Source organism: Fortiea contorta PCC 7126, from assembly GCF_000332295.1.
GTDB classification, from domain to species: Bacteria; Cyanobacteriota; Cyanobacteriia; order Cyanobacteriales; family Nostocaceae; genus Fortiea; species Fortiea contorta.
Window position 1 is genome coordinate 458,210 of record NZ_KB235931.1, and the last position, 24,585, is coordinate 482,794.

A 24,585-nucleotide genomic window follows, 5' to 3' on the forward strand; every position below is an offset into this window, starting at 1 on the left:
CAAAATAAATAGTATAGAAATATGAGAATTTTAATAGTTGAAGATGACGATCGCATCGCTAAACCCTTAGCTGAAGATTTAAAACATCAACATCATGCTGTTGATATTGCTGGTGATGGAATTGAAGGTTGGGAATACGCCCAAGCAGGTAATTATGATTTAATTTTATTAGATTTAATGTTGCCGCGCTTAGATGGAATCACTCTCTGTAAACGGCTACGTGCTTCTAATTGTAACGCTTTTATTCTGATGTTGACAGCACGAGATACAACCCCAGATAAAATAATTGGACTTGATGCTGGTGCAGATGATTATTTAGTTAAACCATTTGAACTAGAAGAATTAGCAGCACGAATTCGAGCTTTATCTCGAAGGAGTCCAGAAACTCGCCAATTAATTTTAATTCATGGTGAGCTACAACTAGACCCTAGTAATTGTCATGTCACTTATGCAGATAAGCCTTTATCATTAACACCCAAAGAATACATGATATTGGAATGTTTTTTGAAAAATCCTACTCAAATTTTGACTCGCTCGGCAATTTTAGATAAATTGTGGGAGTTTGATAAATTATCTGGAGAGGAAACCGTTAAAACTCACATTACAAATTTAAGAAAGAAACTGAGAGCGATAGGAAGTTCAGAAGATTTTATCGAAACTGTCTACGGTGTTGGTTATCGTCTGTGTCCTAAGTGAAGGCAAATTTAACTTATGTTTGAAAAAATTCGCCGTCGTTTACTGTTGTCTTATTTAATCGTATTGTCACTAATCTTAGGTGGATTTGCAATTGCTGTTCGGATTGTCTTTACCCATAGCCTCCATAAACAACAAACAGAGAAACTTGCTGCATTAGCACAAGTTGCTGCTGCTAATGCAGAGTTTGATAATGGGAGAATTAAAATTGAAAATGACTTACCTCAAGATAAATTATTTGAAAATCATCAAGGATTAAACTGGTTTGATACTAAAGGTAATCTAATCGAAAAACAGGGACAAGATATTTTAAGTTTACCTGTTCATGTAACAGAAGGAGAACAAATTAATACAGTTGGTAAAAATCGTGTCCAGTCTGTCACTTTACCAATTATTAGTAGTGACGATAAACAATTCATTGGGTATGTAAGAGCCAGTCAATCTTTAGAAGAATTTGATGAAACTTTAAATAAATTAGATTTGGGATTAGGTGGTGGAATAGTTGTAGCTTTGATTATTAGTAGTGTTGGTGGAGTTTGGCTGACTCGTCAAGCTATGCAACCAATTGAAGAGAGCTTTGAACGCTTGAAACAGTTTACTGCGGATGCTTCCCATGAACTCCGCAGTCCTTTAATGGCGATTAAAAGTAATGCAGGGGTAGCACTAAAGTATCCAGAAGGAATGCGAGAAACTGATGCAGAAAAATTTCAGGCTATTTCTAGTGCTACGAACCAAATGACTCGCCTCACTGAAGATTTACTATTTTTAGCTCGTCATGATAATATTCCTAACCGTAGTAAAGAAACTGTTAATCTCAGTTCAATTTTAAATAACTTAGTACAACTATATCAACCGCAAGCGATCGCTAAACAAATTAATCTCAAAAGTCAATTAATTGAAAAGCTTTATCTATTAGGTGATACAAATCAAATAACACGATTATTTACTAATTTAATTCAAAATGCTATACATTACACACCGTCAGAAGGGATAGTAGAAATCACAGCTAATCGTTCTGCTTCAGACATAGTAGTTAATGTTCAAGATACAGGTGTAGGAATTGCACCAAAAGATTTAGGAAATATTTTTGAACGTTTTTGGCGAGCAGATAAATCACGTTCTTATAATTCTGGTGGTTCTGGTTTAGGGTTGGCTATTGCTCAAGCTATTGCTCAAAATCACGGTGGATTAATTACCGTCACAAGTCAATTGGGAATTGGAAGTTGTTTTACAGTGCGTTTACCAGCAAGTTCTCTTAATTAATGTTTATAAAAATGTTTGATTAAGTACCATAACACAGCTATATTAACCATAAAGACTAAAAATTTGAAAATCGTTACCCCTTTAATTAACTCATAGATTTCGGGAGGTATACTAATACCAACTAATCCAATAACTAATATCTTTGCCCAAGTTTTTTCATACCATAAACCGATAGCCTCAATGGCTGTCACAACTGCATATATTGCAGTGGCAATTCCACTAAATTTTAAAGTTTGTGGTTTGATATTAATAATTTTTTCTAGTAACCACTCAATAACTTCGCGTTTCCCTTCCAGTATGTAAGATTCGGAAAAGACCACAAGAGTATCATGTTTTTTTAAAGCTAACAGTAGAATAATAGATGTAGCTGTAAGCAGTAAAGCAACAAAGCCTTTATAAACAACAATTGCTATTAATCCTGGAGGACGTTTCTCGATCATTTGATTTTCCTTACTTGTTACTTTATTGCTTGCTGAAAGCTAGATAATTTGTCAATAAAAAGGTTGACAACCTAAATCTGTGATTGATTTATGATAATTATATTACCAGTTTGGATAATTAATTGATAATATGATAAAAATTAAGTATACTGTTTGTCAGTTTTTGTGTTGAAGAATTCATAATGTAGGTTGCTTAAATCTATGTCATCGAAGTTAGTAGTGACAGTAATGATGATCTTAATGGTACAAAGGCATTTGCAATAGTGAGCAAAGATGAACAAGTAGGAACTCTAAATCAAATCAGCGAGTATAGCAAGACTATCTATAACCTAATTAAAACCAACAATTGGACAGAAGCAAAAAACCGTTTATCGCTACTCAAAGCTCCATCAGATCACCTTTTTGAAAGGACTTTTGAATGAGGATTTTTCTCTATCTCCTCCCTATCTTGTAGAAGTGGTAGTCTGACAATGAAAGTTGCTCCTTGTCCTTCTCCCATGCTTTGAGCTTCCACAGTCCCACTGTGAAGTTCTACTAAGTGGCGAACAATTGCTAGTCCCAATCCTAGCCCTTTCAAGGTGAGCATATGTACTATCAAAATTTTTACGGCATTTAAGGCATCGGCTGGAATTGAATAAGGAATTTATGCATTCACCTCCAAATTTTTGGACTGTAAATCAAGCGATCGCCTGAGCCAAAGTACCAAAATTGGGTTAAAAACATCATTTATTTCATAGTACAAACGTTCACCTTGAAAGGGCTGCTCCTAAAACCTTTCGCCAATCCCAAAATTGATGCGATTGTCACCATCGCCATTGATGCCATAGTCAATGCGAATTGGCCCCAGTGGCGATTGTACGCGCAGACCAAGACCATAACCGTAGCCACTACCATTTTTGTTCAGTACCTCAGCTGGCTTGGTATTACTTCCGAAATCACTACCAATATCAAAAAATAGTGCGCCACTGACGACTGAGAAAATAGGGAAGCGATACTCAGCCGAGGCTTGTATGTAAGTACGTCCACTACCTAATCCTCCTTCTTGATAACCCCGAACGGAGTTACTACCACCAAGGATAAATGCTTCGTAGGGAGGCAAGTCACCAAGAATAGTTCCACCCTGTAAGTTAAATGCTAAGGTTTGTGGCCCTTTGGTAAGACTAATAAAGTTGACAGGAAAATACTGGCTATAGTTACCTCGTAATCTGGTAAGAAAAATATTGCCTAGTCCTACTGGTACTGACTGATCGACTCCGAAGCGGAGATAAGAACCGCTAGAGGGTTGTAAGGGATTATTACGGCGATCGCGTTGTACCCCTAGTTGCAACAACAGCAAATCGTCTTCACCTTGTCCAGACTTGCTAAGTGGAACTAGTTCAGTAGCTACTCCATTTTTGAACACAGTTCCTTCTTTTCTGATGTTGCCATTGGCATCACGGGTGGAAACTCGTTGATATTGCAAACCTGCTGAAGCCGTCCATTCAGAATTTTTGTCAGGATTATTGCTCAGGGGACGGGTAAATGTGACACCGCCGCCTAGACGGAAGACACGGGGGCGATCGCCATTCGTTTTCCCTGCTTCAAAGGTCTTAATATCATTATTTTTGCCATCAAAAATGTTGTCTGTTTTAAACTGTCAGCAGTTTGTGCATTTGCATTCTTGCATTCGCTTAAAGGAATTGCAACTACTACTACTGCTACCAATACGGGGAATAGACGCATTTTACTTTACATTCCTCATAGTTACCACACGCGGTACTCCATAAGAGTCATTTAGCGATCGCTTCCGGTAGGGCGTAGCCAATCGCAAAGCAATCATGCTATTATGCAAGCAACTGACCACCAAAGCTCAAAATGCTGATAAAAGCCATAGCTAGATTAATTGAAATATTCATGATGTAAATTTATCTGAAATATAGGTTTGTGATTATAAGCATTAAAGGTCAAGAAATCAGAAATAATACTTTATTCGATGATAAATATTGCGGAAACTGCCTATCTAGTGGCAATGTATCGCGCATTGGAAAGCGAACGTGTAGATGCATTATTTAAAGATCCATTAGCGCGTGTGTTAGCTGGTGGAAAAGGTGAAATGCTTGTTGAGGTTATAGGGGAGAAAGACAAAATTACAAATGCGATCGCCATCCGCACTTATGTTATTGATAACTTAATTTTACAGTTAGTTAATTCCAAAAAGATTGACACTGTAATCAATCTGGCTGCGGGGTTAGATACTCGACCCTATCGATTACCTTTATATGCATCACTTCGTTGGATTGAAGTTGACCTGCCAGAAATCATTGCTTACAAAGAACAATTACTTAAAGACCAGCAACCTTTGTGTTCGCTTGAGCGTGTCAAACTCGATATTACCAACCTTGCATTGAGAAAGACTTTTTTTTCAGAGATTAATCATGCAACAAGACAGGCGCTAGTGATTACAGAAGGGTTGCTATCATATCTACATGAAACCCAAGTAGCATTACTTGCAACCGATATTTATGAGCAATCTAATCTGAATTGGTGGCTATTTGAATTGGAATCATCATTAGCATTAAAAAATTACGATCAAGTTTACGCTCGAAAAATTTTTGACCAATATTTTGCGAATGGAAATAAAACCTTGTTATTTGCTCCTGAGCAAGGGGCAGAATTTTTTCAACAGTATAATTGGAAAGTTGCAAAATCTGTATCTGCATGGAAAGAGTTACACCGACTCAACCGAGGGATAAAATTTACCTGGTTACTAGAAATAATTATGAAATGGGTTGCTAATGAATATTGGGAAAAAATTCAGCAGCAAGGTAGTATTGTATTGCTTGAGAGAAGCCCCGCCGTCAGCGATTTAGTGAAAACAAAGGAGGTTGTTGAAAAGAGATGATTCAACAACCTCGTATTTAGCTATTTACAGCTAAACATCACTTACAACTAGTGATAGATTACTCTACTTACTACCTTCATTTGTTTCCCGTTCGTTATTATTCTCCGTAACTTGAATGCTACTCTTTGGACGAGAAGCTTCATTTTCATCGCTTTCCTGGTTAGCATTCTCAGTATAGAGAACTTTACCATTACCAGCGTCAACTTTCACCTCTTTTTGACCAATTTCTACAGCATAAACTAAGTTACCATCTTCATTTTCGAGTTTTACACTACTAGCTTTATCACCAACAGAAGTTTCAGCAGCTTGTTTAGCTTGTTCTGCTGTAATTTTAGCTAAAGCTTGTAGTTTTTTGTCCTCTTGCTGTTCTTCTTGGTCATCATTAGTTTCACCGCCACTTGCTTGAGCTATTTTAGTGTTATGAACACCATTATTCTTGATTTCAGGAGCTTCTGTAGCGTCATTAGCTTCGCCATCTCCGTCACTAACCTGAGCTACTTGTACACTGTTTTGAGAAGGAGAGGCACTTACGGTTTTTACCACTGCACCAACACCTAAAATACTCATTAAAGCAGCTGCTAAAGCGATTTTTTTTGAAGTTTTCATGTGTGTAAATCCTGGGAAATTTTGTTTTTTGAGCAATCTAAAACAGTTATTATTATTTGTTTTATTTACACCTGTTTTTGAGTTGCTACAGTTTTACTTTAAATATAAAAAGTCAAGAACTTGAAAAGATTGGCTGAAACTATAAAAAATAATTTGATAACAGTATCTGAGTTGTGACAGAAGGATTGAAAAAGTTTTCTATACTCAGTCAAAACTTTCCAAGTTCTTGACAAATGCAATCTACAGTAAAACTACAAATACAAATTGAAACATATAGGATTTATGAATAACTCAACAAAAATCATTCTTGTCGGCTCTTTGCTTAGTACTTTAGGTATCGCTGGTTTGCCAAAAGCTATATCTATAAATCAACCCCAGTTACCTGTTGCAATTATGCCACAGCATTACAGCAGCACTCAGATGATGATTAATAAAGATGTGGAAGTCAATGAAGAGAGAGAAAAGCTAGATGCAGCTAACGATGCTGATACTGAAGTAAATGATGATAAAGTACCAATTTTCCTTAGCCAAGTAGGTGAATACGGTGAAAGCATCTACGATATGGCTAAAGCCAATGATTGGACAAAAGCCACAGCTAATCTTACCTTGCTTGAAAATGCAGCAAAAAGTCTACATACCGAAATCAAGGGTGATAATAAAACACAATTAGTACAGTTGGATTCTAAAATAGCAGCACTCAAGGGTACTGTCACCGCTAAAAATCGCATATCTGCAATGCGTGATGCTAACCAAGTGACGTTAATCGCTGCCAATATTACCAAGGAATTTGAACCAAAAGTACCAATTGAGGTGACGCTACTTGACTACTATGGACGCGAGTTGGAAATTTGGTCAGCAACAGGAAATACAAGCCAGCTGAGAACAACTGCGTCACAGATGCGCCGCACCTGGAATGCAGTCAGACCATCTATCTTAGCGCGTGGAGGAACTGCACAAGTACAGAAATTTGATGGACTTGTTGCTAGGGTTGAGGCTGCGAAATCATCTAAAGATTATGGTCGTCTTGCTACCCCTGTACTAGATGAAGTGGATAATCTAGAGAAGGTCTTTAAATAGTAATACGTAGACTTTCTGGTACTTGAGTACGCTCAATGCTTGAGATATTGGTATTTACAAAAACAAGCTCTAGATATACAAATTAGTTGACTATTACATTAGCAACTAATTATAGATAGCATTGGGCTACTTTTGGAATTTTTTGGATTTGGACTGCTGTAATTACTGAACGTTTAGTCACAGCAAAATAGTAATATATTTTGGTAAACCAAAGACCAAAGACTCTAACCAACGTGCAAAAAAAACCTTTACGTACCCGCGTTAGTACAGAGGAGTATAGACTATTACAGCGTTTACGCGAACACAAACCCGCACAGAATCCGCCTAAGCCTCCGGCGACTCTGGGCGACAGGTTGGCTGATATAGTAGCTGATACCGTCGGTTCTTGGCGATTTATTCTCATTCAAAGTGCTTTGCTCATACTGTGGATTATTCTTAACGTCACAGCCTACATCAAGCATTGGGACCCATATCCATTTATCTTACTTAACCTAATGTTGTCCTTTCAGGCAGCTTACACTGCACCCATCATTATGATGAGTCAGAATCGTCAAGCTACCATTGATCGCCAGGATGCGAAATATGACTATGAAGTAAATAAAAAAGCAGAATTAGAAATTGAATTGCTACACGATAAAATGAATCTGTTACGGGAAGATGAAATTGTTGAGATTATGCGACTTCTGAAAGCCCATCAGGAACAGTTACAACTTATAGAAGGTAAGTTATCAGAAATATCTGCCCGTCTAATTGATAATTGATTTCATTTAATAGATATCTCAGATAAATTAAGTTGAAAAAATATAAATTTTTTGGAAAATCAACAAACTCAAAAACTATATTTTAAATCATCACTTCAAGAGCCAATTTCATCGTAATTTCATTTATGTATGAAAAACTAAAGAAAAGAAGCTATATTCAATTTCAGTATATTTTTTAGAGAGGTATTATGAAACGCTTAATCTACATCATACCCCTGACTGCAATTAGCTTATTGACATTTGTAGGATGCAACAGATCTCAACAATCTGCTACCCAGACCCCTGCTACTACTGAAACGACTGGAGGGACAACAGTCTCTAAAACTCCTGGTGCTACACAGGGAGGTTTTGATGCTTTAGTCAGTGTTGTTTCAAATACAAAAACTGCTGTGGAAGCAGGGAATTTTGATAAAGCCCAACAAGAGTTTGACAAGTTTGAAAATGCTTGGGTTAAGGTTGAGGATGGTGTCAAAACTAAATCTTCCAAAACCTATAATGCGATTGAAGATGCTGCAACTCAGGTGAAGGGTGCGCTGAAAGCAAAAGATAAAGCAAAAGCTCTTGAGGGGTTACAGACACTTAACTCAAATATCGCTACTGTTTCCAAGGGGTGAGAAATCACTAAGATAATTTCCACTAGAGATTTTTGATCATGCGTTCATTTCGCAAGTACCACTGCACTCTGGCGATTATTCTAGCTTTACCGCTTTTTGTAACATTGTTAACTGGTATCGCAGCTACACTGGTGGGTGAGTGGTCAGCTAATATTGGAGTTCCGCGTAGTCTTTTACTTTCGATTCATCGCGGTGAAATTTTTGGTTTACAAGGAATTTACCCAATTTTGAATGGATTGGGACTTTTAGGGTTGTTGGTGACTGGATTAAGTATGACTAGTTTGTTTGGTAGGAAAAAGCCAAAGCCCAAGCAGGATTAGAAAAGGTATAGGTTTACTCAAGAGCGATCGCAGTAGTATAGTATGTCTTTGTGGTATTTAATTGCAGTAGATAACTTATTGACCAATGTAGTATGGCATCTTTGATGTTTGAGCAAGCTTTGGATTTAGCTCATAAAGACAAGGCTTGCTTAATGATATTTCACTACTTTACATAGCTAATGTTACGAACCTTTGATTAAGTCTGTAACAGCATTATATTTTTAATGTGTAATTTTTTTTAGTTGCATCATACACCCTACAAAACTTTCCAATTTCTTGACATTTGTTGTTTAGAGTCAAACAAGGTCAAATCTCTACGATGAAGCCTTCATCACTACTCTAAAAAATCAAGTAGGACAAATATCATGAAAAAAGTTTTAAACAGGGTTCCAGAGGTTACAGGTTCTTTCTGGATTATTAAAGTTCTGGCAACCACAGTAGGTGAAACTGCGGCTGATTATTTGTCAGTAACTCTGAACCTTGGTTTAGGCATTACATCCTATATTATGAGTGGCTTGTTACTCCTTGCGCTTTGGAATCAGTTTAGGCTAAAACGGTATGTCCCGATGAGTTACTGGATTGTAGTCGTTTTTACAAGCATTACTGGCACACTGGTTACTGATAGATTGGTAGATGAGCTTGGAGTTAGTTTGATGACAACTACTATAGTTTTTAGTGTTGTCTTGCTAGTAGTTTTTGCGCTTTGGTATTTCAAAGAAAAAACATTAGCTATGCACTCCATCAACACAGCTAAAAGAGAGCTTTTCTACTGGGTGGCTATTTTGTTTACGTTTGCTTTGGGTACGGCAACGGGAGACTTACTAGCAGAGGCTTTGAAGCTAGGTTACGCCCAATCAGCACTAGTATTTGGTATTTTAATTGCGATAGTAGCTGGAGGTTATTATTACTTTAGAATGAATGCGGTCTTGGCATTTTGGTTAGCTTACATCTTGACTCGTCCGCTTGGCGCATCTGTAGGTGATTTACTATCTCAACCTGCTAAAAATGGTGGCTTTGGTTTAGGTACGGTCGGAACTAGTATGCTTTTTCTTTGTATAATCATAAGTCTGGTTATTTACTTAAGCCTTAAGCACAAGCAACCAGCGCCGGTTGACCAACAAGATTGATTAATGATGGCGACGATTTGCCATGTTGCTCAACAGTGGAGTGCTGGTTTGATTATTTTAGGACAGTGTAACCACTGTGCGATGGGCTACACCCCGCCGGAGGCGATCGCGCCTCCGATTGCACTCGGTAATGTAAGTGGAAGCCGACTAGCTAGAGCAATTAAAGGTGGTAGCTTTAACAGCCGTAGAATGGGCGTACCAATTGAACTCCCGCCTAAACCAAACAGCCCAGAACAGAAACCCATGCTAACTCCAACCAATATTTCTAAAAACCAAGGAAGTGAAGTCATGTTAAATAGAAACTGATATTTTTCATAAAGATTGAGTACGCTTACTGAATGCATGATTGTAGTTATTTAATTTCGATAGACATCACTTTTTCAACTCTTTGACAAAATCCTGCAACATCAAGCTCTTAACTTAAAAAATATCAGTTTTGGCTGAATTAAGCATATCTGCTCACCACCAGAGAAATCTTTCCGAGTTCTTAACTTTTACCTCTTAAGGTGAAGTTACAAAACGAGATTACAGGAATTAAAAGCTATGAATACTTTAGACTGCAATTCTTAAAATTTTACTCCCAAAGACTTAATTACTATTTATGTTACTCCGTCAGAAAAAAGAAGCAGTTCAATGAATACAACTTATTATTTCATTCTAATTTCATTTCTTGATGTCATACTAACTACACAGAGCCAAAAATCATTTACTCCAAGTTAATCAGTATTTACGAAGGTTCAAAAAACTATGAAAAATATATCTCATCCATCTATAGAAATAAGCGATAAAAATGAAAAATCCTTATCCAATGCTGATATTGTGCGTACCTATCTGCACGAAATCGGACGTATTCCTTTGTTAACTCATGAACAAGAAATTGATTTGGGCAAGCAAGTACAACAAATGATGAACTTACTCGCTGCTAAAGAAAAACTAGCTATTCAATTAAAGCGTCAACCTACACAAAAAGAGTGGGCTGAAAATATAAATATCAGTGAAGCATTACTAGTGCAACAACTACACCAGGGACATCAAGCCAAGCAAAAAATGATTAGGGCTAATCTACGACTTGTAGTGTCTATTGCTAAGAAATATCAAAGACGTAATCTAGAATTTCTCGACTTAATTCAGGAAGGAAGTTTAGGTTTAGAGCGAGGAGTTGAAAAATTTGACCCTAGCAAAGGGTATAAGTTTTCAACTTATGCTTATTGGTGGGTTCGTCAAGCAATTACACGAGCGATCGCTCAACAAGGACGCGCCATCCGTTTACCTATTCATATTACAGAAAAACTGAATAAAATCAAACGAACTCAACGAGAACTAGCTCAAAAATTAAGTCGTACTCCTACCGCAGTTGATATTGCTGAAGAACTATCTTTAGACCCCAAACAAGTTCGAGAATATTTACTCATAGCACGTCAACCTGTCTCTCTGGAATTACGAGTTGGTGCAGAAAGAGAGACGGAATTACAAGATATGTTGGAAGATGAAGGAGTTTCTCCTGAATTTTACACCGATCAAAAGTTTCTCCAACAAAATATTCAAAATTTATTGTCAAAACTAACTCCCCAGCAACGGGAAATATTAACTTTACGTTTCGGTTTAGTAGATGGAAATGAACTGTCCTTAGCGGAAATTGGTCAACGCATGGGTGTTAGTCGAGAACGAGTAAGACAGGTAGAGCTACAAGCTTTGAGTACCCTACGCAGGTATAAAGAACAAGTGCGTAGTTATCTGGCTAGTTGATGCTGAGAGCATAATACGAATAGCAACATCAATTTCAGCTAACAAAAAATTCTGTGATACTAGCAAAAGTACATTAATTAGGAATAAGTTTAATCATGACTAATATTTGGCTTTGCATAATTTTGGGATTGGTAGCAGGAATTGTTAGTGGCATGACAGGCATTGGTGGTGGAATAATTATCTTACCTGCTTTGATTTTTTTCTTAAGATTCTCTCAGCACCAAGCACAAGGAACAACATTGGCTTTGTTAGTTCCACCAATAGATTTATTAGCAGCATGGACTTATTACAAGCAAGGATATGTAGATATAAAAGTAGCTGCACTTCTCTGTCTAGGATTTATTTTAGGTGGGTGGTTCGGTGCCAAAATAGGAACGATTTTACCGAGTGGGGTTTTAACTAAAATATTCGCCTTGCTACTAATTATGAGTGCTGTTAGAGTTTTATTTGCAACCCCTAATGATTCCGTATAATTAATTATTTCTTAACTTGTTTACCATATAATGCAGGTGTTGGTATTGAGTTTTTCAATAAGCAACGTTTAATTCAGAAGCGAGGGTGCGTTGGCGTGACGCGCCCACCGGAGGTGTTCGCTTGAATGTTTTAGAATTTACCCTACTAGTCTGGATTAGTTCTGCTACCGCAGGCTTTTTGGGAGCGTTGACAGGCTTAGGTGGTGGAGTGGTGCTTGTTCCTCTGTTAACTTTGGTTTTTGGTGTTGACATTCGCTACGCAATCGGTGCTTCGCTAGTATCCGTAATTGCAACTTCTTCCGGCGCTGCTTCTGCTTACGTCAAAGAAGGCTATACTAATTTACGCTTGGGAATGTTCTTGGAAGTAGCAACGACATTTGGAGCGATCGCAGGTGCAACCATAGCCGCTTTTGTTTCCACTAGAATACTCGCTGTGGTGTTTGGATTTGTTTTACTTTACAGCGCCCATCTCTCGCGGCAATCCCGTCCTGAACACTCAGCTGATACTCCACCTGATCGTTTAGCAACTCGTTTAAAGCTAAATAGCACTTACCCAACTCCTGAAGGTGAACAATCTTACAATGTCTATGCTGTTCCCGTAGGATTTAGTCTGATGTTTGTCGCCGGAGTGCTTTCCGGGTTACTTGGTATTGGTTCTGGCGCACTCAAGGTACTAGCAATGGATCAATTCATGCGGATTCCATTTAAGGTTTCTACTACTACCAGTAACTTTATGATTGGGGTGACAGCAGCAGCTAGCGCGGGTGTGTACCTGAAACGAGGTTACATTGACCCTGGACTAGCAATGCCTGTCATGTTAGGTGTACTTTTAGGCGCATTATTGGGAGCTAGGGTATTGGTAAAAGCAAGAGTAGGCGTTTTAAGAAATATTTTTAGTTTAGTGATTGTGCTATTGGCAATTCAAATGATTTATAACGGTTTTACTGGGAGAATTTAAAATGTCCCAAAATCGACACAACTTGAGTGAAAGACAAGTCGAAATTTTGGTTGGAAATTTGTTAAGATATGGCGTACTTTTAGCTTCAGCTTTAGTCTTGATCGGCGGAGTTTTATACCTAATTTATCACGGCAAAGAAACTCCTAATTATCAAATCTTTCGCGGTGAACCTCCAGCTTTTCGCTCTCCTGAAGGAGTCGCAACCTCAGCATTATCAGGTCGTCGTCGTGGCATCATTCAACTTGGATTATTGTTATTAATTGCGACTCCTGTTGCTAGAGTTGCTTTTTCTCTATTAGCTTTTATGCGTCAGCGAGATATCACCTATATTATTTTGACTTTGATTGTTTTGACTGGGCTAGTTATTAGTTTTATAGGTGGTTAACAAATAATTATCTACTGTTTTGATTTTGAGCAATTATAGACAAGTTTAATTTTAATATTATTTTGAGATAATAACCAAGGAAATTATAGATGAAGTTACGATGGTCAAATATTTTACTAGCAGGTATAGCCATGGTTGCTACCTTGTTGACAACTGGCTATTGGTATGTGTTCATTGCTGGTGCGCCGCAACTCGACCCTCCGCAGGTAGAGAAAAATACAGGATTGTCATTTGAGCTAAAGACTTTCAACAGCAAAGCAATGGGAGAAGTGCGACAATATGGCTTAATTCTCCCTCCCGATTATGCCAAGAACCTAAAGAAACGCTATCCAGTAATCTTCCTACTCCACGGAGGACATGGCGATGCTCGTGCTTATCAGGATAAAGCAGCCGTCACCTCCGTGCTACATGACCTTTACAAAAGTGACAAATTACCTTATTCAATAGTTATTACCCCAGATGGCAATGACAAGCGCGGTACAAGTCCGTTTTGGGATTCAGATTACTATGATGGCCCCAATGGTAAAGTTGGCACTTTGATTGGTTCAGAGTTAGTCAAAATTGTGAAATCTCGTTATCGGACGTTGAATGAACCGCAGTTTTGGGCAATGGGAGGACAGTCAAGCGGTGGCTGGGGAGCTTTTAATATTGGTTTACGCCACTTGAATAACTTTAATATTTTCTTTAGTTCTAGCGGCTACTTTACTGATATCAGTGGTACGGCAAATAGTCCCCAAGATTTTATTGAAAAAATACCAGTGGCAGAACGTAAACGCATTAGAGCATATTTGGATGCTGGAGAGCAAGATAAAGAATTTCTTACCTCAACTCAGCAGTTTCATCAAACTCTAGATAAGTTAGGAATTGCAAACGAATTCCATGCTTTTCCTGGCGGTCATGGTATTGTTGGCGCAGATGTTGGCTGGAACTATTGGCACAAACATCTAGCAGACCAACTTACTTATGTGGGAAAGCAATTTCAGCAAGCCTGAGCGCAGAAGAATTAATCAATCTGCTTTATACGTTCTTGACTTTAAAGATGAATCGAAAACGCCTTTCTCAAATTAGTCTCCCTGTTTTTGGCTTGCTATTATTTGCTTTATCTCTTTGGACAATCAACAACGAACTGCGGCAGCATAACCTAAGTGATGTTCTTCGTAGTTTGACAGAAATTCCCTCAAATCGCTTGTTTATAGCCATTGGATGCTCCATCGGAGGCTATCTAGTACTCACTAGTTATGATTTTCTCGCCTTCCGCTATATCCGTCATTCACTTCCTCCTAATACAATTATTTTTACAGCTTTTATCAGCCATGCTGTCAGTAATTCTGTTGGCTTTGCTCTTTTAACAGGTGGTGCTATCCGCTACCGTCTTTATTCAAATTGGGGGGTATCAGTGGGAGCGATCGCTCAAGTAATTGCTTTTGAGAACCTGAGTTTTTGGTTAGGACTGTTCGCCGTAAGTGGGATAATATTTCTTCTTGAACCACTCACTATTCCTACCTTACTAAATTTACCTTTTGTGTCTGTTCATCCAATCGGAGTTATTTTTCTAATCCTTGTCGGAGCATATTTACTGGGGAGTTATTTTTACCATCAAACCTTAAGGATTTGTGGACAGACATTTTCTTTTCCTTCCTTTTATCTGTCCTTAAAGCAAATAGGAATTTCCTTACTGGATTGGGGATTGGCGATCGCTGTTCTCTATCTTCTCTTACCCCCAAGTATTCCTTTGTCCTATTTCGGCTTTGCTGGTATCTACTTATTAGCAATGATTGCAGGCATTGTTAGCAATGTTCCTGGTGGCTTAGGAGTGTTTGAAACCGTAATACTTTTGCTACTGCCATCAGAAGTAACAGCCCCAGCAGGTTTGGGTTCGCTAATAGCTTACCGAGGAGTTTACTACATCCTGCCTTTGACAGTTGCAGTGGTGTTGCTGGGTTTGTATGAAATTAATCAACGGCTAAAAGCGCGTTCCTAGCTTAATTTATGTTTAACCCAACTTGAAATTAAACTTGCTCCACGACACAATCAAATAGTTAAGCAAAGTGAGGAAAAGCAATTGCTAAATAAACGTCAACAGATTGGATTGTGGACAGCCTCTATTTTAACCGCTATGGTAGGGGTTGTTAATTTGATATCTGCGGTTACTCCTAATTCACCTAGACGCACAGAATTAATAGAGCAATTTGTTCCTTTTGATATCCGCGTAGGTGGACATTTTTTTGCAGCAATTTCTGGATTTATATTGTTAACTCTGGCAGTTAATTTATTACGACGTAAGCGAGTAGCTTGGTTACTAACAGTTGGGTTGTTAATTGTAACTATTATTAGCCATTTAATCAAAGGTTTGGACTATGAAGAAAGTTTATTAGCTGGAGTTTTACTAGCTCAACTTATTTTAATGCGTAATGTTTTTACAGCACAATCAGATCGTCCTTCTATTACTCAAGGAATTCGAGTTTTAATTGGTGCATTGCTGTTTACATTAGCTTACGGCACTGTAGGTTTCTTTCTACTAGATAGGCAATATACGGTTAATTTTGACTTACCAGAAGCGTTGCTGCAAACTTTGGCAATGTTTTTCACAGCTGATAATGCAGGGTTAGAACCTACAACGCGATTTGGACAGTTTTTCGCTGATTCAATATATTTCGTAGGTGCTTGTACATTAGCTTATGCTTTGTTCATGCTCTTGCGTCCGGTATTATTAAGAAATCATACTTTAGAAGTAGAAAGAAAACGAGCAAAAGAAATTGTAGAACAATATGGAAAATCTTCTCTAGCAAGATTCACTCTCTTTGATGATAAAACTTATTATTTCAGTCCTTCTGGGAAAAGCTTCATTGGTTATGTAGCAAAAGGTAGAGGTGCAATAGCTTTGGGCGACCCCATTGGCCCTCTTGAAGAAAGACAAGAAGTAATTGTTGGGTTTCAGCTATTTTGTGAGAAAAATGACTGGTATCCCGCATTTTATCAAACTTTACCAGATGATTTAGATATATATAAATCTTTAGGCTACCGTACTGTTCAAATTGGTGAGGAGGCAATTGTTGACTTACATAGCTTCACCCTTCAAGGCAAAGCTAACCAAAACTTAAGAAATGCTCTTAATAGGCTTACTAAGTCGGGTCATCAAGTTAAATTTTATCAACCACCCATTGCAGATGAATTATTAAAAGAATTGAGGTCAGTAAGTGAGGAATGGCTTAAAATGATGCAGGGAGCAGAGAAAAAGTTTTCTGTTGGTTGGTTTGATTATGACTACTTGCATGAATGCGAAATTGTGGTTGTATATACTCCAGAAGGAACAATTAGTGCCTTTGCAAATGTGGTATCGGAGTATCAGAAAAATGAAATTACTATCGACTTAATGCGACGATGTACAGATATTGAAAAAGGGACAATGGAGTTTTTATTTCTCTCAATGTTTCAGCATTTCCAACAACTCAAATATGACGGTTTCAATTTAGGATTATCTGCACTTTCTGGAGTTGGAGGAACACAAAATTCTCCCGTTTTGGAGAAAGCATTAAAATATCTCTACGAACACTTAAATAAGTTTTATAACTTTAAAGGGTTGCATACATTTAAGGATAAGTTTAGTCCTCGTTGGGAACCTCGTTACCTAGTATATCCCAATTTAGTTGCACTACCCGATATAGTGGTAGCTCTGGTAAGGGCAGATTCAGGGGATAGATTACTAGATTACTTTAAACCAGGTGCTTAGGAGCCTAGTTTGAGCAAAATAACTCAATTTTTGATTCAAAATGTCTTTTCAAGTTCTTAACTATTGTTCTGTAAGCTATAAGTCCATAACAGATTTAGATATAACTCAATGATACGAAAAATTTCTACCTTTTGGTTACGCCATATATATCCTCGTTTAGCTCCTTTAATTGCCACGATTGGTATAGTTGGACTTACTGCTTGTCTGCTAATTTTGTTTGTTGTTGCCAAGCTTGCGGAAGAAGTTTTAGAGAAAGAAGCTTTTGCATTTGATACAACTTTCTTATTATGGCTACATCAATTTGCCAATCCGAGTCTTGATAATTTAATGTTATTTATAACAAATCTTGGTAATCCAAAGACAGTAGTAGTAGTTGCAGGAGTGACTTTAGGAATACTTTGGTGGCGACGTTACCGAGTAGAAATATATGTTTTTGTGCTTACTTGTTTAGGAGGGTTAATTCTAAATACAGGTTTAAAGTTATTTTTCTCAAAACCCCGTCCGCAACTTTGGACACTTCTAATCTCTGAAAAATCTTTTAGTTTTCCTAGCGGTCATGCACTAGGCTCTATGGTAATGTATGGTTTTATTGCCTATATACTAGCTACTCATTATCCTCAATTTTCGCGGTTAATCTATGTTTTAACAGTTATTTTAATTGTGGGAATTGGCATCAGTCGCCTATATTTAGGTGTCCATTGGCCGACAGATGTAATTGCTGGGTATGGTGTTGGATTTTTGTGGTTAATGATATGTATCACGATGCTGAAACTACAGAAATTAAGGCAGGGACAGTTTGTTAATTGAAAAAGCTAATACAACAAAAAAAAATTATATATTAAGAGTGGCAAAAAAATTTGGAGAAATTAGTCAGATTTGATTTATCGGTTATAGTAGAATTAAATAACGATATGTTCGTTATCTAACATTGCTAATATAGAACTACATTGTTTTTGGCTAGTAAAACAAAGAAAAGAAAACTGTGTTGTTATTTTTATTGTCCTTTCTGGCTATGTTTTAATGTTGCCAGTTGTGCGCTCACAACGTGGTTTTGTCTCTGGTGGTTTACTTGAGTATTTTAAACGGCGATCGCGTCGAATTTTACCACCTTACTACGCAACTCTTTTTGGATGTCTGTTACTCGCGTTTGCAATATTCCTGCTAGAGAAGTTTACCGATTTTCAATGGAATGATATTGCAGGAGAAGGCCCATTTTCTCCCTACTTTTCATTTATTGATGTGTTATCTCACTTGCTCCTGATTCACAATTTCAGCAGTAGCACACACATGACTATTAATCCGCCAATGTGGAGTGTGGCAACAGGTGGCAGTTATATTTTTTATCAAACAGAATACATCCGTCAGGAGCCAGAATTCAGCATAAATTCTATGCGAGTAGCGGATGAATATTGGTTTAAAACCGAGTGGAATAGTGGGCGAAAAAAAGCTAAAACTTTTTCCTCATTCAAACTCCATCCCTGTCTTGAAAAGTTCAGAGCGCCGATTCCCGGCGCTCCGACTTTTCGCTTTATGGGTAGAGTATTCTGAATTCTGAATTCTGTCTTCTGACTCCTGTTTATTTATTTCCATTTGTATTGCTACCCATATGGCGGCGTTTTGGGTTGTTATCAGTAATTATTGCTGCTTTTATTATAGGAATATTACCATTTTATCTTCTGCATGATTTTTCCTCGGCAGCCAGTTCTTGGTTTCTTGGCTTATTTGCTTTGGGGATGGCAGCAGCAGAAATTGGATTTTCTCAAAAACCCAAGTTAATTGCCCTGAGAAAATCCTTACCGTGAGGTATTCTGGCAATACTTTTAACTATTCTTGCTTTTATAACTGAGTGGAAAAGACTGGGACTACCGATATGGATTGGTCAAAGTGTTTTTGGTTCTTCAGCAGCTTGCCTACTTATTTACTGCACTCAGTTTGTGATTGAGGGCAAAAAGTTACCTCATGTTTTAGGGATATTTGATCATCCTTGGGCGATCGCACTGGGCACATTTTCTTACAGTCTTTATCTTACTCATGGGCCAGTGATCACAATGTTGCGTTACTTTCTTTTTGGTCTAAATATGACGCCTTTTTTGTTTGCAACAACATCTTACTTAATGGGTATAGCAGTATCTCTATTTTTTGCTTATTGGTTTTATTTAGTCTTTGAGCGACCATTTATGTCTAAATTAAAATTGCTGCACAAGCACTAGAGCGATTTATGACTACTGTGGTTCCTGTGAAGCCTGTGCCATTTGTTTAATTTTTAAAAGTTTTGGTTCTAAACAACCGCATTCCATTTGCAGTTACTAGCAGGGAAGTTCCTGTATCAGCTAAGACAGCGATCGCTAACCCAACAAATCCAAATGTCCCTAACAGCAAAAATAAAGCCTTAGTTATCAGAGAAAAAACCACATTCTGTTGAATCACTGACACAGTACGTCGGCTTAAATCTACTGCATAAGCAAGCTGTCTCAAGTCACTACCTACCAGCACCACATCTGCTGTTTCTAAAGCGATATCAATTCCACCCACAGCAAAACTAATATCTGCCGTAGCTAAAGCAGGTGCATCGTTAATGCCATCTCCAACCATACCTACTACTCCGTGACGACGCAACTGTTGAATTGCTTGCAGTTTATCTTCAGGTAACAGTTCTGCCTGATACTCTGTAATTCCAACTTGTTGGGCAATTTGCCTGGCCACAACAGTGCGATCGCCACTCAACATTACCAACCGCTTCAATCCAACCCGCTTCAACTGTCGCAGGGCTTCTGTTGCTTCCAAGCGGATACCATCAGAAAGGGCGATCGCTCCTAATAATCCTTCATTTGTCCCTACAAGTACCGGAATCTGACCCAGTTGTTCAATTTCAGTTAACAAAGATTCAGCTTCATCAGACAAGCAAATACTTTGGTCTGCAAATAACCTTCGATTACCAACCAAATAGAACATCTGACTCAAGTTTGCCTGAATTCCTTTACCGGGTAATGCGGTAAAATCAAGAGGCGTTGTTAACTCCATCCCCAAATCTTGAGCCTTGGCCACAATAGCTTTTGCTAGGGGATGTTCAGACTGTTGTTCTAAGGAAGCAGCAATCTGTAATACCATGTCTGCATTCACTTTCCCCAAGTCATAAACCTGCTGCACAATGGGCAGCCCTTGTGTAATTGTGCCAGTTTTATCAAAAGCAAGGGTAGTCAGATGTCCAGCCGTTTCCAGTGCATTACCCCCTTTAAATAAAACGCCCTGCCGAGTTGCCGCACCAATGGCACTGACAATTGAAACTGGGGTAGAAATGACTAAGGCACAGGGACAAGCAATTACTAGCATGACCAGTGCGCGGTAAAGCCAGACGTTAAAAGGTTGAGTAAAAGCCAAGGGTGGTATTAGAGCAATGGCGATCGCTGCTAAAATCACTATCGGAGTGTAGACCTGTGCAAACTTATCCACCCATTGCTGTGAAGGTGCGCGGCTTTCTTGAGCTTGTTCCACCAAATTAATAATTTTGGCAACGGTTGTATCGCTAGAAGTGTGCGTAACTTTAACTTCTAAAAAACCTGTCTGATTTAGTGTTCCAGCAAAGACAGTATCCCCAACGGCTTTATCTTCTGGAATTGACTCTCCTGTAATTGGAGACTGGTCAATGGCACTGTTACCAGAAACAACCACAGCATCCAACGCCACACGCCCTCCTGGTCGAATCGTCAAAATTTCACCTAGCTGAATACTCTCGACCGGAACTGTAAATTCTTGATTCCCGCGCTTAACTGTAGCAGTAGGTGGAGTCAAATCCATCAGTGAGCGAATGGCGTTGCGGGTACGACTAAAGGTGAAAATCTGTAATGTTGTGCCTAAAGAGAACAAAAAGACAACCAGCCCTCCTTCAAACCAGTCTCCTAAAATCACTGCCCCAATCACCGAAATAGTCATCAGCAGATTCATATCGGCGCGGCGCAAGCGCAATTCAAACAAACCAGCCCGTGCAATCGGATAGCCAGCAATTACTATACCAATGCCATAAAAAGCTCGTGCAATCCAGATGGGTAGCACTAAATACTGAGTAAGTAAACCTAAAACTAAACCTATACCTGCAAGTATGACACTCTGTCCTCGACGATTTTCAATCCAGAATCTCCAGCTTGTTAAGTCGGATTTTTGTTTTTGTTTGGACTTGTTTATTGGCTGAGAATGCTCGTGGTCATGACCACAAGCATCAGTGTGATGATTGGAACTTGTTTCAACACCCTCCTCGACCGTGTAACCTAAATCTTGAATCCGGTCATAAATTGCTTTCTCATTCACCAATTGTGGGTCATAAGATACGTGTAATCTTTCGCTGGCAAAACTGACCGATGCTTCTTGTACGCCTATGATCTTCTGCACCCCAGCCTCAATGGTTTTCGCACAACTGCCACAATCCATCCCGCCAATTTGTAGCTGTAGCGTTTTCACAAGAGCTATATCTACGTTGTCGTCTTCACCGCCACAGAAACGAGTATGCTGATGGGATTGCGCCTCATAACTCTGCTCAACCGTATAACCCAAACCCTTAATTTGGTCATAAATACTCTTTTCACTCAATATCTCTGGATCATAAAAAACCCTAGCCTTACCAGTTGTAAAGTTTACCGTTGCTTCTGTCACACCATGTAACTGTTGCAAAGCGACTTCAATTGTCTTGGCGCAGCTTCCGCAGTCCATACCGCCAACTTGCAAAGTTTTGGTTTTGAGGTCAGGAGTTTGAGTCATAGCGGCTTTAAAATCAAGGCGAAAAGTTAACTGCCAATATTCTAATACAACAATTGAACAACTATTCAATTGTAAAACGGTTATCATTTTAGGTATTATTAAGATTGATAACCATTGCTAAGTAAAACTTGCTATGAATAAGCACAAGAAAAAGCAGGACTTAGACTTAATTCCCAGTTCTGACACCCCTAAGTGTGATACTTATCTGGTGCATCTAGATAATGTACGCTCATCTCAGGCGCAAATTTTACCGACAGATAAAGCACAACAAATGGCAGAAATTTTTAGTGTGTTAGCAGATACAAACCGTATACGCCTCCTATCAGCTTTGGCTTCTAGTGAGTTGTGTGTTTGCGATCTAGCTGCATTAACCAAAATGAGTGAATCAGCAGTTTGCCATCAGCTGCGGTTATTGAAAGCTATGCGTTTAGTTAGCTATCGTCGAGAAGGTCGGAATGTTTATTATAGTTTGGCTGACAGTCACGTTATTAACTTATATCGCTCTTTAGTGGAAAATTTAAATTAATAAAATATTGAAGTTTTAACTTATTGGTTTATCAATTTTATTCTATAAAAATTAAAATACATAAAAAAATTTATATTTATGCTTTGGGTATGCCTACAGCAATCCCAAAGCGTATATGCATTATATATTTTTGAGGTATTTTGTAGTTATGAATAACGTAATATTTTAAACATTAAAATAGCCTAAATATCATAGTTATTCCTAACAAAAATTACAACTAAAAATTTCACCCAAATTTCATACCGATATGAAATACTGGAAAAAGACTACTATTCAAACTCCTTAAACTACTCACAAAAGCGACGTAACTAGCTAAAGAAAGCGGTAGTCTAAATTTGCACATTAAATGCCAACATCCAAAGGCGATTCTGCTTTCTCATTAACTTAGGACACAACAAGCGATGGGAATCTCTAATTTGTTTCAATGTTCTGCTCCACTGCGTTATGTTTCGTTGACAATGTTGAGTTTGTTACTACTAAATACTCCTACTACTGTTTTGGCTGGTGCTGGACACGACCATAGCGGTGCAAGTTCATTTCAGGGTGGGGGAAGCAAAGCAACTGGTTCTGTTGAAGTTGACGCAGAAACCGCAAAACTGCTAGGAGTTAAGGTCGAACCAGTGCAACGTCAACGATTAGCTGTCGGCATTAAAACTACTGGACAGATTGAAACCTTACCTAGCCAAAAAGTGGAAGTCACCACCCCAATTCAAGGAGTAAAAGTAGTTGAACTGTTGGTAGAACCAGGCGCATCAGTAAAGAAAGGTCAACCTGTCGCCGTTGTAACCAGTCCAGATTTAGTGACATTGCGCGTGGAATCTCAAGACAAATTAGCACAAAGTCAAGCTGATCTACAACAGGCTGAAGCTGACTTGAGGCTGGCTCAACAAAATTACGATCGCTATCAGCAAATAGCCGCAGCAGAAGTCGCCCAAGCTCAAAGCCAAGTAGCATTCGCTCAAGAAAAGTATGAGAAAGATCAAGTGTTAGCTACTGAAGGTGCTTTGGCACGTCGCAACGCTCTTGAATCTCAAACCCAACTAGCAGAAGCTAAAGCTAAACTAACCACAGCCAACAGCCGCCGCGATGTCATTGCGGCTGAAAATCAACTCAAACGCGCTCAAGCAGCAGTTAGCCTAGCAAAATCCAATATTAATCGCAGCAGTGCTATTTATGAAACTCGCCTTTCTCAACTAGGAAACCGCGCTAATACTAAGGGACTAATAACAGTAACAGCTCCGATTTCTGGCAAGGTTGTTGATAGGGAAGTTACTATCGGTCAATCATTTCAGAACGCGGGTAGCAGGTTAATGACAATTGTGAATGATAGTCGGGTTTTTGCCACAGCGAATATCTATGAAAAAGATTTAGATAAAGTGAGGACAGGTCAACAGGTAAGGATGAAAGTTGCTAGTGTACCTAATCAAACCTTTATAGGCCGGATTACACGGATTGGCTCAGTAGTCGAAGGAGAAACGCGAGTAGTACCAGTACAAGCCGAAGTCAATAATGCTAGAGGACAGCTCAAACCCGGAATGTTTGCCGAACTTGAAGTTGTAACAGACCAGACATCTACAGCTACTTTGGCAATTCCCCAGTCTGCTGTAGTGGATGCAAATAATAAGAAATTGGTTTATGTTCAAAACGGCAATGCTTTCCAATCGGTTGAAGTTGAGTTAGGACAAACCTCTGGAGATTTAATTGAGATTAAAAGCGGTTTATTCGAGGGAGATTCAGTAGTTACCCAACGTGCGCCACAACTTTATGCACAGTCGTTGAAGGGTGGTAGTAAATCCAACGAAGGAGAAGAACAGGAACAAGCACATTCAGAGGAAACTGAGGCTAAAGCTAACAGCTTCCCTCTACCTTTATGGTTACTAGGTGCAGGGGGAGGAGTGGCGATCGCAACTTTGGCTTTCCTAGCTGGTAGTTTCTGGTCTAGCCGTCGTAACCGTTCCCGTCTAGTACCAGTAGGTGACGGTTTTAATTATGAAACCGAGGTTTATATCGACAACCACAAACAACCAAGCCCCTCTACTCCCGCCATTTCTGTTGAGAAAAATGACAAGGATACTCATTCCAATTACTAATAAAAAATTTGCGGTGCTGATTAAAAATATGAATTTATCGGGCTACGCTCCGCTAACGCTCAGTACCGCTTTCGCGTAGCGTCCCGTAGGGAAGGCGGAACCCGCAGAGTGGTGCAGAGAGTAGGAGTTTGAAATACTTGATTTTT

At 38.7% G+C, this 24,585-nt stretch carries 25 protein-coding genes and 2 pseudogenes; 20 read left to right on the top strand and 7 right to left on the bottom strand.

Annotated elements, in window-relative coordinates; genetic code table 11:
• Nucleotides 1-21 precede the first annotated feature (21 nt).
• On the top strand, nt 22-696 hold the full coding sequence (locus MIC7126_RS0126520; protein WP_017656163.1) for a response regulator transcription factor: 675 nt from the start codon (nt 22-24) through the stop codon (nt 694-696).
• 15 nt (nt 697-711) lie between these two features.
• A complete protein-coding gene (locus tag MIC7126_RS0126525) occupies nt 712-1,956 on the top strand; it encodes a sensor histidine kinase (protein WP_017656164.1) in 1,245 nt (414 codons plus the stop codon).
• Here the strand turns inward: MIC7126_RS0126525 and MIC7126_RS0126530 are convergent.
• From MIC7126_RS0126530 to MIC7126_RS0126545, 4 genes and pseudogenes are all read right to left on the bottom strand, one after another.
• On the bottom strand, nt 1,953-2,396 hold the full coding sequence (locus tag MIC7126_RS0126530) for a DUF2127 domain-containing protein (protein ID WP_017656165.1): 444 nt from the start codon (nt 2,394-2,396) through the stop codon (nt 1,953-1,955). The genes MIC7126_RS0126525 and MIC7126_RS0126530 overlap by 4 nt on opposite strands.
• A 394-nt stretch (nt 2,397-2,790) precedes the next feature.
• Nucleotides 2,791-2,967, bottom strand: a pseudogene (locus MIC7126_RS0126535) (ATP-binding protein); the annotation flags it as partial.
• Between the two features lie 195 nt (nt 2,968-3,162).
• Nucleotides 3,163-4,014, bottom strand: a pseudogene (locus MIC7126_RS0126540) (BamA/TamA family outer membrane protein); the annotation flags it as partial.
• A complete protein-coding gene (locus MIC7126_RS0126545; RefSeq protein WP_017656168.1) occupies nt 3,933-4,118 on the bottom strand; it encodes a hypothetical protein in 186 nt (61 codons plus the stop codon). The gene MIC7126_RS0126545 and the pseudogene MIC7126_RS0126540, both read right to left, overlap by 82 nt.
• 250 nt (nt 4,119-4,368) lie before the next feature.
• Between MIC7126_RS0126545 and MIC7126_RS28480 the strand changes: the two genes are divergently transcribed.
• Nucleotides 4,369-5,277 (top strand): class I SAM-dependent methyltransferase, encoded by a 909-nt coding sequence (locus MIC7126_RS28480; RefSeq protein ID WP_017656169.1) that lies wholly within the window; start codon nt 4,369-4,371, stop codon nt 5,275-5,277.
• A 63-nt stretch (nt 5,278-5,340) separates the two neighbouring features.
• On the opposite strand, the gene MIC7126_RS0126555 is transcribed toward MIC7126_RS28480, so the two are convergent.
• Nucleotides 5,341-5,883 (bottom strand): PepSY domain-containing protein, encoded by a 543-nt coding sequence (locus tag MIC7126_RS0126555; protein ID WP_017656170.1) that lies wholly within the window; start codon nt 5,881-5,883, stop codon nt 5,341-5,343.
• Nucleotides 5,884-6,147: 264 nt separating this feature from the next.
• Between MIC7126_RS0126555 and MIC7126_RS0126560 the strand changes: the two genes are divergently transcribed.
• From MIC7126_RS0126560 to MIC7126_RS0126580, 5 genes are all read left to right on the top strand, one after another.
• Complete coding sequence (locus MIC7126_RS0126560; protein WP_238553723.1) at nt 6,148-6,960, top strand: hypothetical protein; 813 nt, start codon at nt 6,148-6,150, stop codon at nt 6,958-6,960.
• Between the two features lie 233 nt (nt 6,961-7,193).
• Nucleotides 7,194-7,721 carry a DUF1003 domain-containing protein gene (locus MIC7126_RS0126565; protein ID WP_017656172.1) on the top strand — a complete coding sequence of 176 codons (528 nt, stop codon included), beginning with the start codon at nt 7,194-7,196 and terminating at the stop codon, nt 7,719-7,721.
• Between the two features lie 188 nt (nt 7,722-7,909).
• On the top strand, nt 7,910-8,335 hold the full coding sequence (locus MIC7126_RS0126570; RefSeq protein ID WP_017656173.1) for a DUF4363 family protein: 426 nt from the start codon (nt 7,910-7,912) through the stop codon (nt 8,333-8,335).
• Between the two features lie 38 nt (nt 8,336-8,373).
• The gene (locus MIC7126_RS0126575) at nt 8,374-8,655 is read left to right on the top strand and encodes a hypothetical protein (protein ID WP_017656174.1); all 282 of its coding nucleotides are present in this window, start codon (nt 8,374-8,376) and stop codon (nt 8,653-8,655) included.
• 365 nt (nt 8,656-9,020) lie between these two features.
• Nucleotides 9,021-9,782, top strand: coding sequence for a COG4705 family protein (locus MIC7126_RS0126580; RefSeq protein ID WP_017656175.1), 762 nt, complete (start codon nt 9,021-9,023; stop codon nt 9,780-9,782).
• A gap of 86 nt (nt 9,783-9,868) precedes the next feature.
• On the opposite strand, the gene MIC7126_RS32350 is transcribed toward MIC7126_RS0126580, so the two are convergent.
• Complete coding sequence (locus MIC7126_RS32350; RefSeq protein WP_338010332.1) at nt 9,869-10,126, bottom strand: TSUP family transporter; 258 nt, start codon at nt 10,124-10,126, stop codon at nt 9,869-9,871.
• Between the two features lie 403 nt (nt 10,127-10,529).
• Between MIC7126_RS32350 and MIC7126_RS0126590 the strand changes: the two genes are divergently transcribed.
• From MIC7126_RS0126590 to MIC7126_RS32165, 10 genes are all read left to right on the top strand, one after another.
• Nucleotides 10,530-11,528 (top strand): RNA polymerase sigma factor, RpoD/SigA family, encoded by a 999-nt coding sequence (locus MIC7126_RS0126590; RefSeq protein WP_017656177.1) that lies wholly within the window; start codon nt 10,530-10,532, stop codon nt 11,526-11,528.
• A 95-nt stretch (nt 11,529-11,623) separates the two neighbouring features.
• A complete protein-coding gene (locus MIC7126_RS0126595) occupies nt 11,624-12,001 on the top strand; it encodes a sulfite exporter TauE/SafE family protein (RefSeq protein ID WP_017656178.1) in 378 nt (125 codons plus the stop codon).
• A 121-nt stretch (nt 12,002-12,122) separates the two neighbouring features.
• Nucleotides 12,123-12,959, top strand: coding sequence for a sulfite exporter TauE/SafE family protein (locus MIC7126_RS0126600; RefSeq protein WP_026100545.1), 837 nt, complete (start codon nt 12,123-12,125; stop codon nt 12,957-12,959).
• Between the two features lies 1 nt (nt 12,960).
• Nucleotides 12,961-13,344, top strand: a complete 384-nt coding sequence (locus MIC7126_RS0126605; protein WP_017656180.1) for a DUF1634 domain-containing protein — start codon at nt 12,961-12,963, stop codon at nt 13,342-13,344.
• 89 nt (nt 13,345-13,433) lie between these two features.
• Nucleotides 13,434-14,336: an alpha/beta hydrolase gene (locus MIC7126_RS0126610; protein WP_017656181.1), complete on the top strand. Its 903-nt coding sequence runs from the start codon at nt 13,434-13,436 to the stop codon at nt 14,334-14,336.
• A gap of 47 nt (nt 14,337-14,383) precedes the next feature.
• Entirely contained in the window at nt 14,384-15,325 is a 942-nt protein-coding gene (locus MIC7126_RS0126615) for a lysylphosphatidylglycerol synthase domain-containing protein (RefSeq protein WP_017656182.1), read from the top strand.
• A gap of 81 nt (nt 15,326-15,406) precedes the next feature.
• A complete protein-coding gene (locus MIC7126_RS0126620; protein ID WP_017656183.1) occupies nt 15,407-17,074 on the top strand; it encodes a bifunctional lysylphosphatidylglycerol flippase/synthetase MprF in 1,668 nt (555 codons plus the stop codon).
• A gap of 108 nt (nt 17,075-17,182) precedes the next feature.
• The gene (locus tag MIC7126_RS0126625) at nt 17,183-17,881 is read left to right on the top strand and encodes a phosphatase PAP2 family protein (RefSeq protein ID WP_017656184.1); all 699 of its coding nucleotides are present in this window, start codon (nt 17,183-17,185) and stop codon (nt 17,879-17,881) included.
• A gap of 213 nt (nt 17,882-18,094) precedes the next feature.
• Nucleotides 18,095-18,622: a hypothetical protein gene (locus tag MIC7126_RS32355; protein WP_017656185.1), complete on the top strand. Its 528-nt coding sequence runs from the start codon at nt 18,095-18,097 to the stop codon at nt 18,620-18,622.
• A gap of 74 nt (nt 18,623-18,696) precedes the next feature.
• Nucleotides 18,697-18,876, top strand: coding sequence for a hypothetical protein (locus MIC7126_RS32165; protein ID WP_238553724.1), 180 nt, complete (start codon nt 18,697-18,699; stop codon nt 18,874-18,876).
• A gap of 454 nt (nt 18,877-19,330) precedes the next feature.
• Here the strand turns inward: MIC7126_RS32165 and MIC7126_RS0126645 are convergent, their stop codons facing one another.
• The gene (locus MIC7126_RS0126645; RefSeq protein WP_017656188.1) at nt 19,331-21,910 is read right to left on the bottom strand and encodes a heavy metal translocating P-type ATPase; all 2,580 of its coding nucleotides are present in this window, start codon (nt 21,908-21,910) and stop codon (nt 19,331-19,333) included.
• 46 nt (nt 21,911-21,956) lie between these two features.
• On the opposite strand from MIC7126_RS0126645, the gene MIC7126_RS0126650 reads away from it, so the two are divergent.
• Both MIC7126_RS0126650 and MIC7126_RS0126655 read left to right on the top strand, forming a co-directional pair.
• The gene (locus MIC7126_RS0126650; RefSeq protein WP_017656189.1) at nt 21,957-22,349 is read left to right on the top strand and encodes an ArsR/SmtB family transcription factor; all 393 of its coding nucleotides are present in this window, start codon (nt 21,957-21,959) and stop codon (nt 22,347-22,349) included.
• Nucleotides 22,350-22,750: 401 nt separating this feature from the next.
• Nucleotides 22,751-24,439 (top strand): efflux RND transporter periplasmic adaptor subunit, encoded by a 1,689-nt coding sequence (locus MIC7126_RS0126655; protein ID WP_017656190.1) that lies wholly within the window; start codon nt 22,751-22,753, stop codon nt 24,437-24,439.
• Nucleotides 24,440-24,585: the final 146 nt, after the last annotated feature.

Excerpts from the sequence above, each read along its gene's own strand:
- MIC7126_RS0126520 (WP_017656163.1), top strand. The coding sequence starts at position 22 with ATGAGAATTTTAATAGTTGAAGATGACGATCGCATCGCTAAACCCTTA.
- MIC7126_RS0126525 (WP_017656164.1), top strand. The coding sequence starts at position 712 with ATGTTTGAAAAAATTCGCCGTCGTTTACTGTTGTCTTATTTAATCGTA.
- MIC7126_RS0126530 (WP_017656165.1), bottom strand. The coding sequence starts at position 2,396 with ATGATCGAGAAACGTCCTCCAGGATTAATAGCAATTGTTGTTTATAAA.
- MIC7126_RS0126545 (WP_017656168.1), bottom strand. The coding sequence starts at position 4,118 with ATGCGTCTATTCCCCGTATTGGTAGCAGTAGTAGTAGTTGCAATTCCT.
- MIC7126_RS28480 (WP_017656169.1), top strand. The coding sequence starts at position 4,369 with ATGATAAATATTGCGGAAACTGCCTATCTAGTGGCAATGTATCGCGCA.
- MIC7126_RS0126555 (WP_017656170.1), bottom strand. The coding sequence starts at position 5,883 with ATGAAAACTTCAAAAAAAATCGCTTTAGCAGCTGCTTTAATGAGTATT.
- MIC7126_RS0126570 (WP_017656173.1), top strand. The coding sequence starts at position 7,910 with ATGAAACGCTTAATCTACATCATACCCCTGACTGCAATTAGCTTATTG.
- MIC7126_RS0126575 (WP_017656174.1), top strand. The coding sequence starts at position 8,374 with ATGCGTTCATTTCGCAAGTACCACTGCACTCTGGCGATTATTCTAGCT.
- MIC7126_RS0126580 (WP_017656175.1), top strand. The coding sequence starts at position 9,021 with ATGAAAAAAGTTTTAAACAGGGTTCCAGAGGTTACAGGTTCTTTCTGG.
- MIC7126_RS32350 (WP_338010332.1), bottom strand. The coding sequence starts at position 10,126 with ATGCATTCAGTAAGCGTACTCAATCTTTATGAAAAATATCAGTTTCTA.
- MIC7126_RS0126590 (WP_017656177.1), top strand. The coding sequence starts at position 10,530 with ATGAAAAATATATCTCATCCATCTATAGAAATAAGCGATAAAAATGAA.
- MIC7126_RS0126595 (WP_017656178.1), top strand. The coding sequence starts at position 11,624 with ATGACTAATATTTGGCTTTGCATAATTTTGGGATTGGTAGCAGGAATT.
- MIC7126_RS0126605 (WP_017656180.1), top strand. The coding sequence starts at position 12,961 with ATGTCCCAAAATCGACACAACTTGAGTGAAAGACAAGTCGAAATTTTG.
- MIC7126_RS0126610 (WP_017656181.1), top strand. The coding sequence starts at position 13,434 with ATGAAGTTACGATGGTCAAATATTTTACTAGCAGGTATAGCCATGGTT.
- MIC7126_RS0126615 (WP_017656182.1), top strand. The coding sequence starts at position 14,384 with ATGAATCGAAAACGCCTTTCTCAAATTAGTCTCCCTGTTTTTGGCTTG.
- MIC7126_RS0126625 (WP_017656184.1), top strand. The coding sequence starts at position 17,183 with ATGATACGAAAAATTTCTACCTTTTGGTTACGCCATATATATCCTCGT.
- MIC7126_RS32355 (WP_017656185.1), top strand. The coding sequence starts at position 18,095 with ATGTTGCCAGTTGTGCGCTCACAACGTGGTTTTGTCTCTGGTGGTTTA.
- MIC7126_RS0126645 (WP_017656188.1), bottom strand. The coding sequence starts at position 21,910 with ATGATAACCGTTTTACAATTGAATAGTTGTTCAATTGTTGTATTAGAA.
- MIC7126_RS0126650 (WP_017656189.1), top strand. The coding sequence starts at position 21,957 with ATGAATAAGCACAAGAAAAAGCAGGACTTAGACTTAATTCCCAGTTCT.
- MIC7126_RS0126655 (WP_017656190.1), top strand. The coding sequence starts at position 22,751 with ATGGGAATCTCTAATTTGTTTCAATGTTCTGCTCCACTGCGTTATGTT.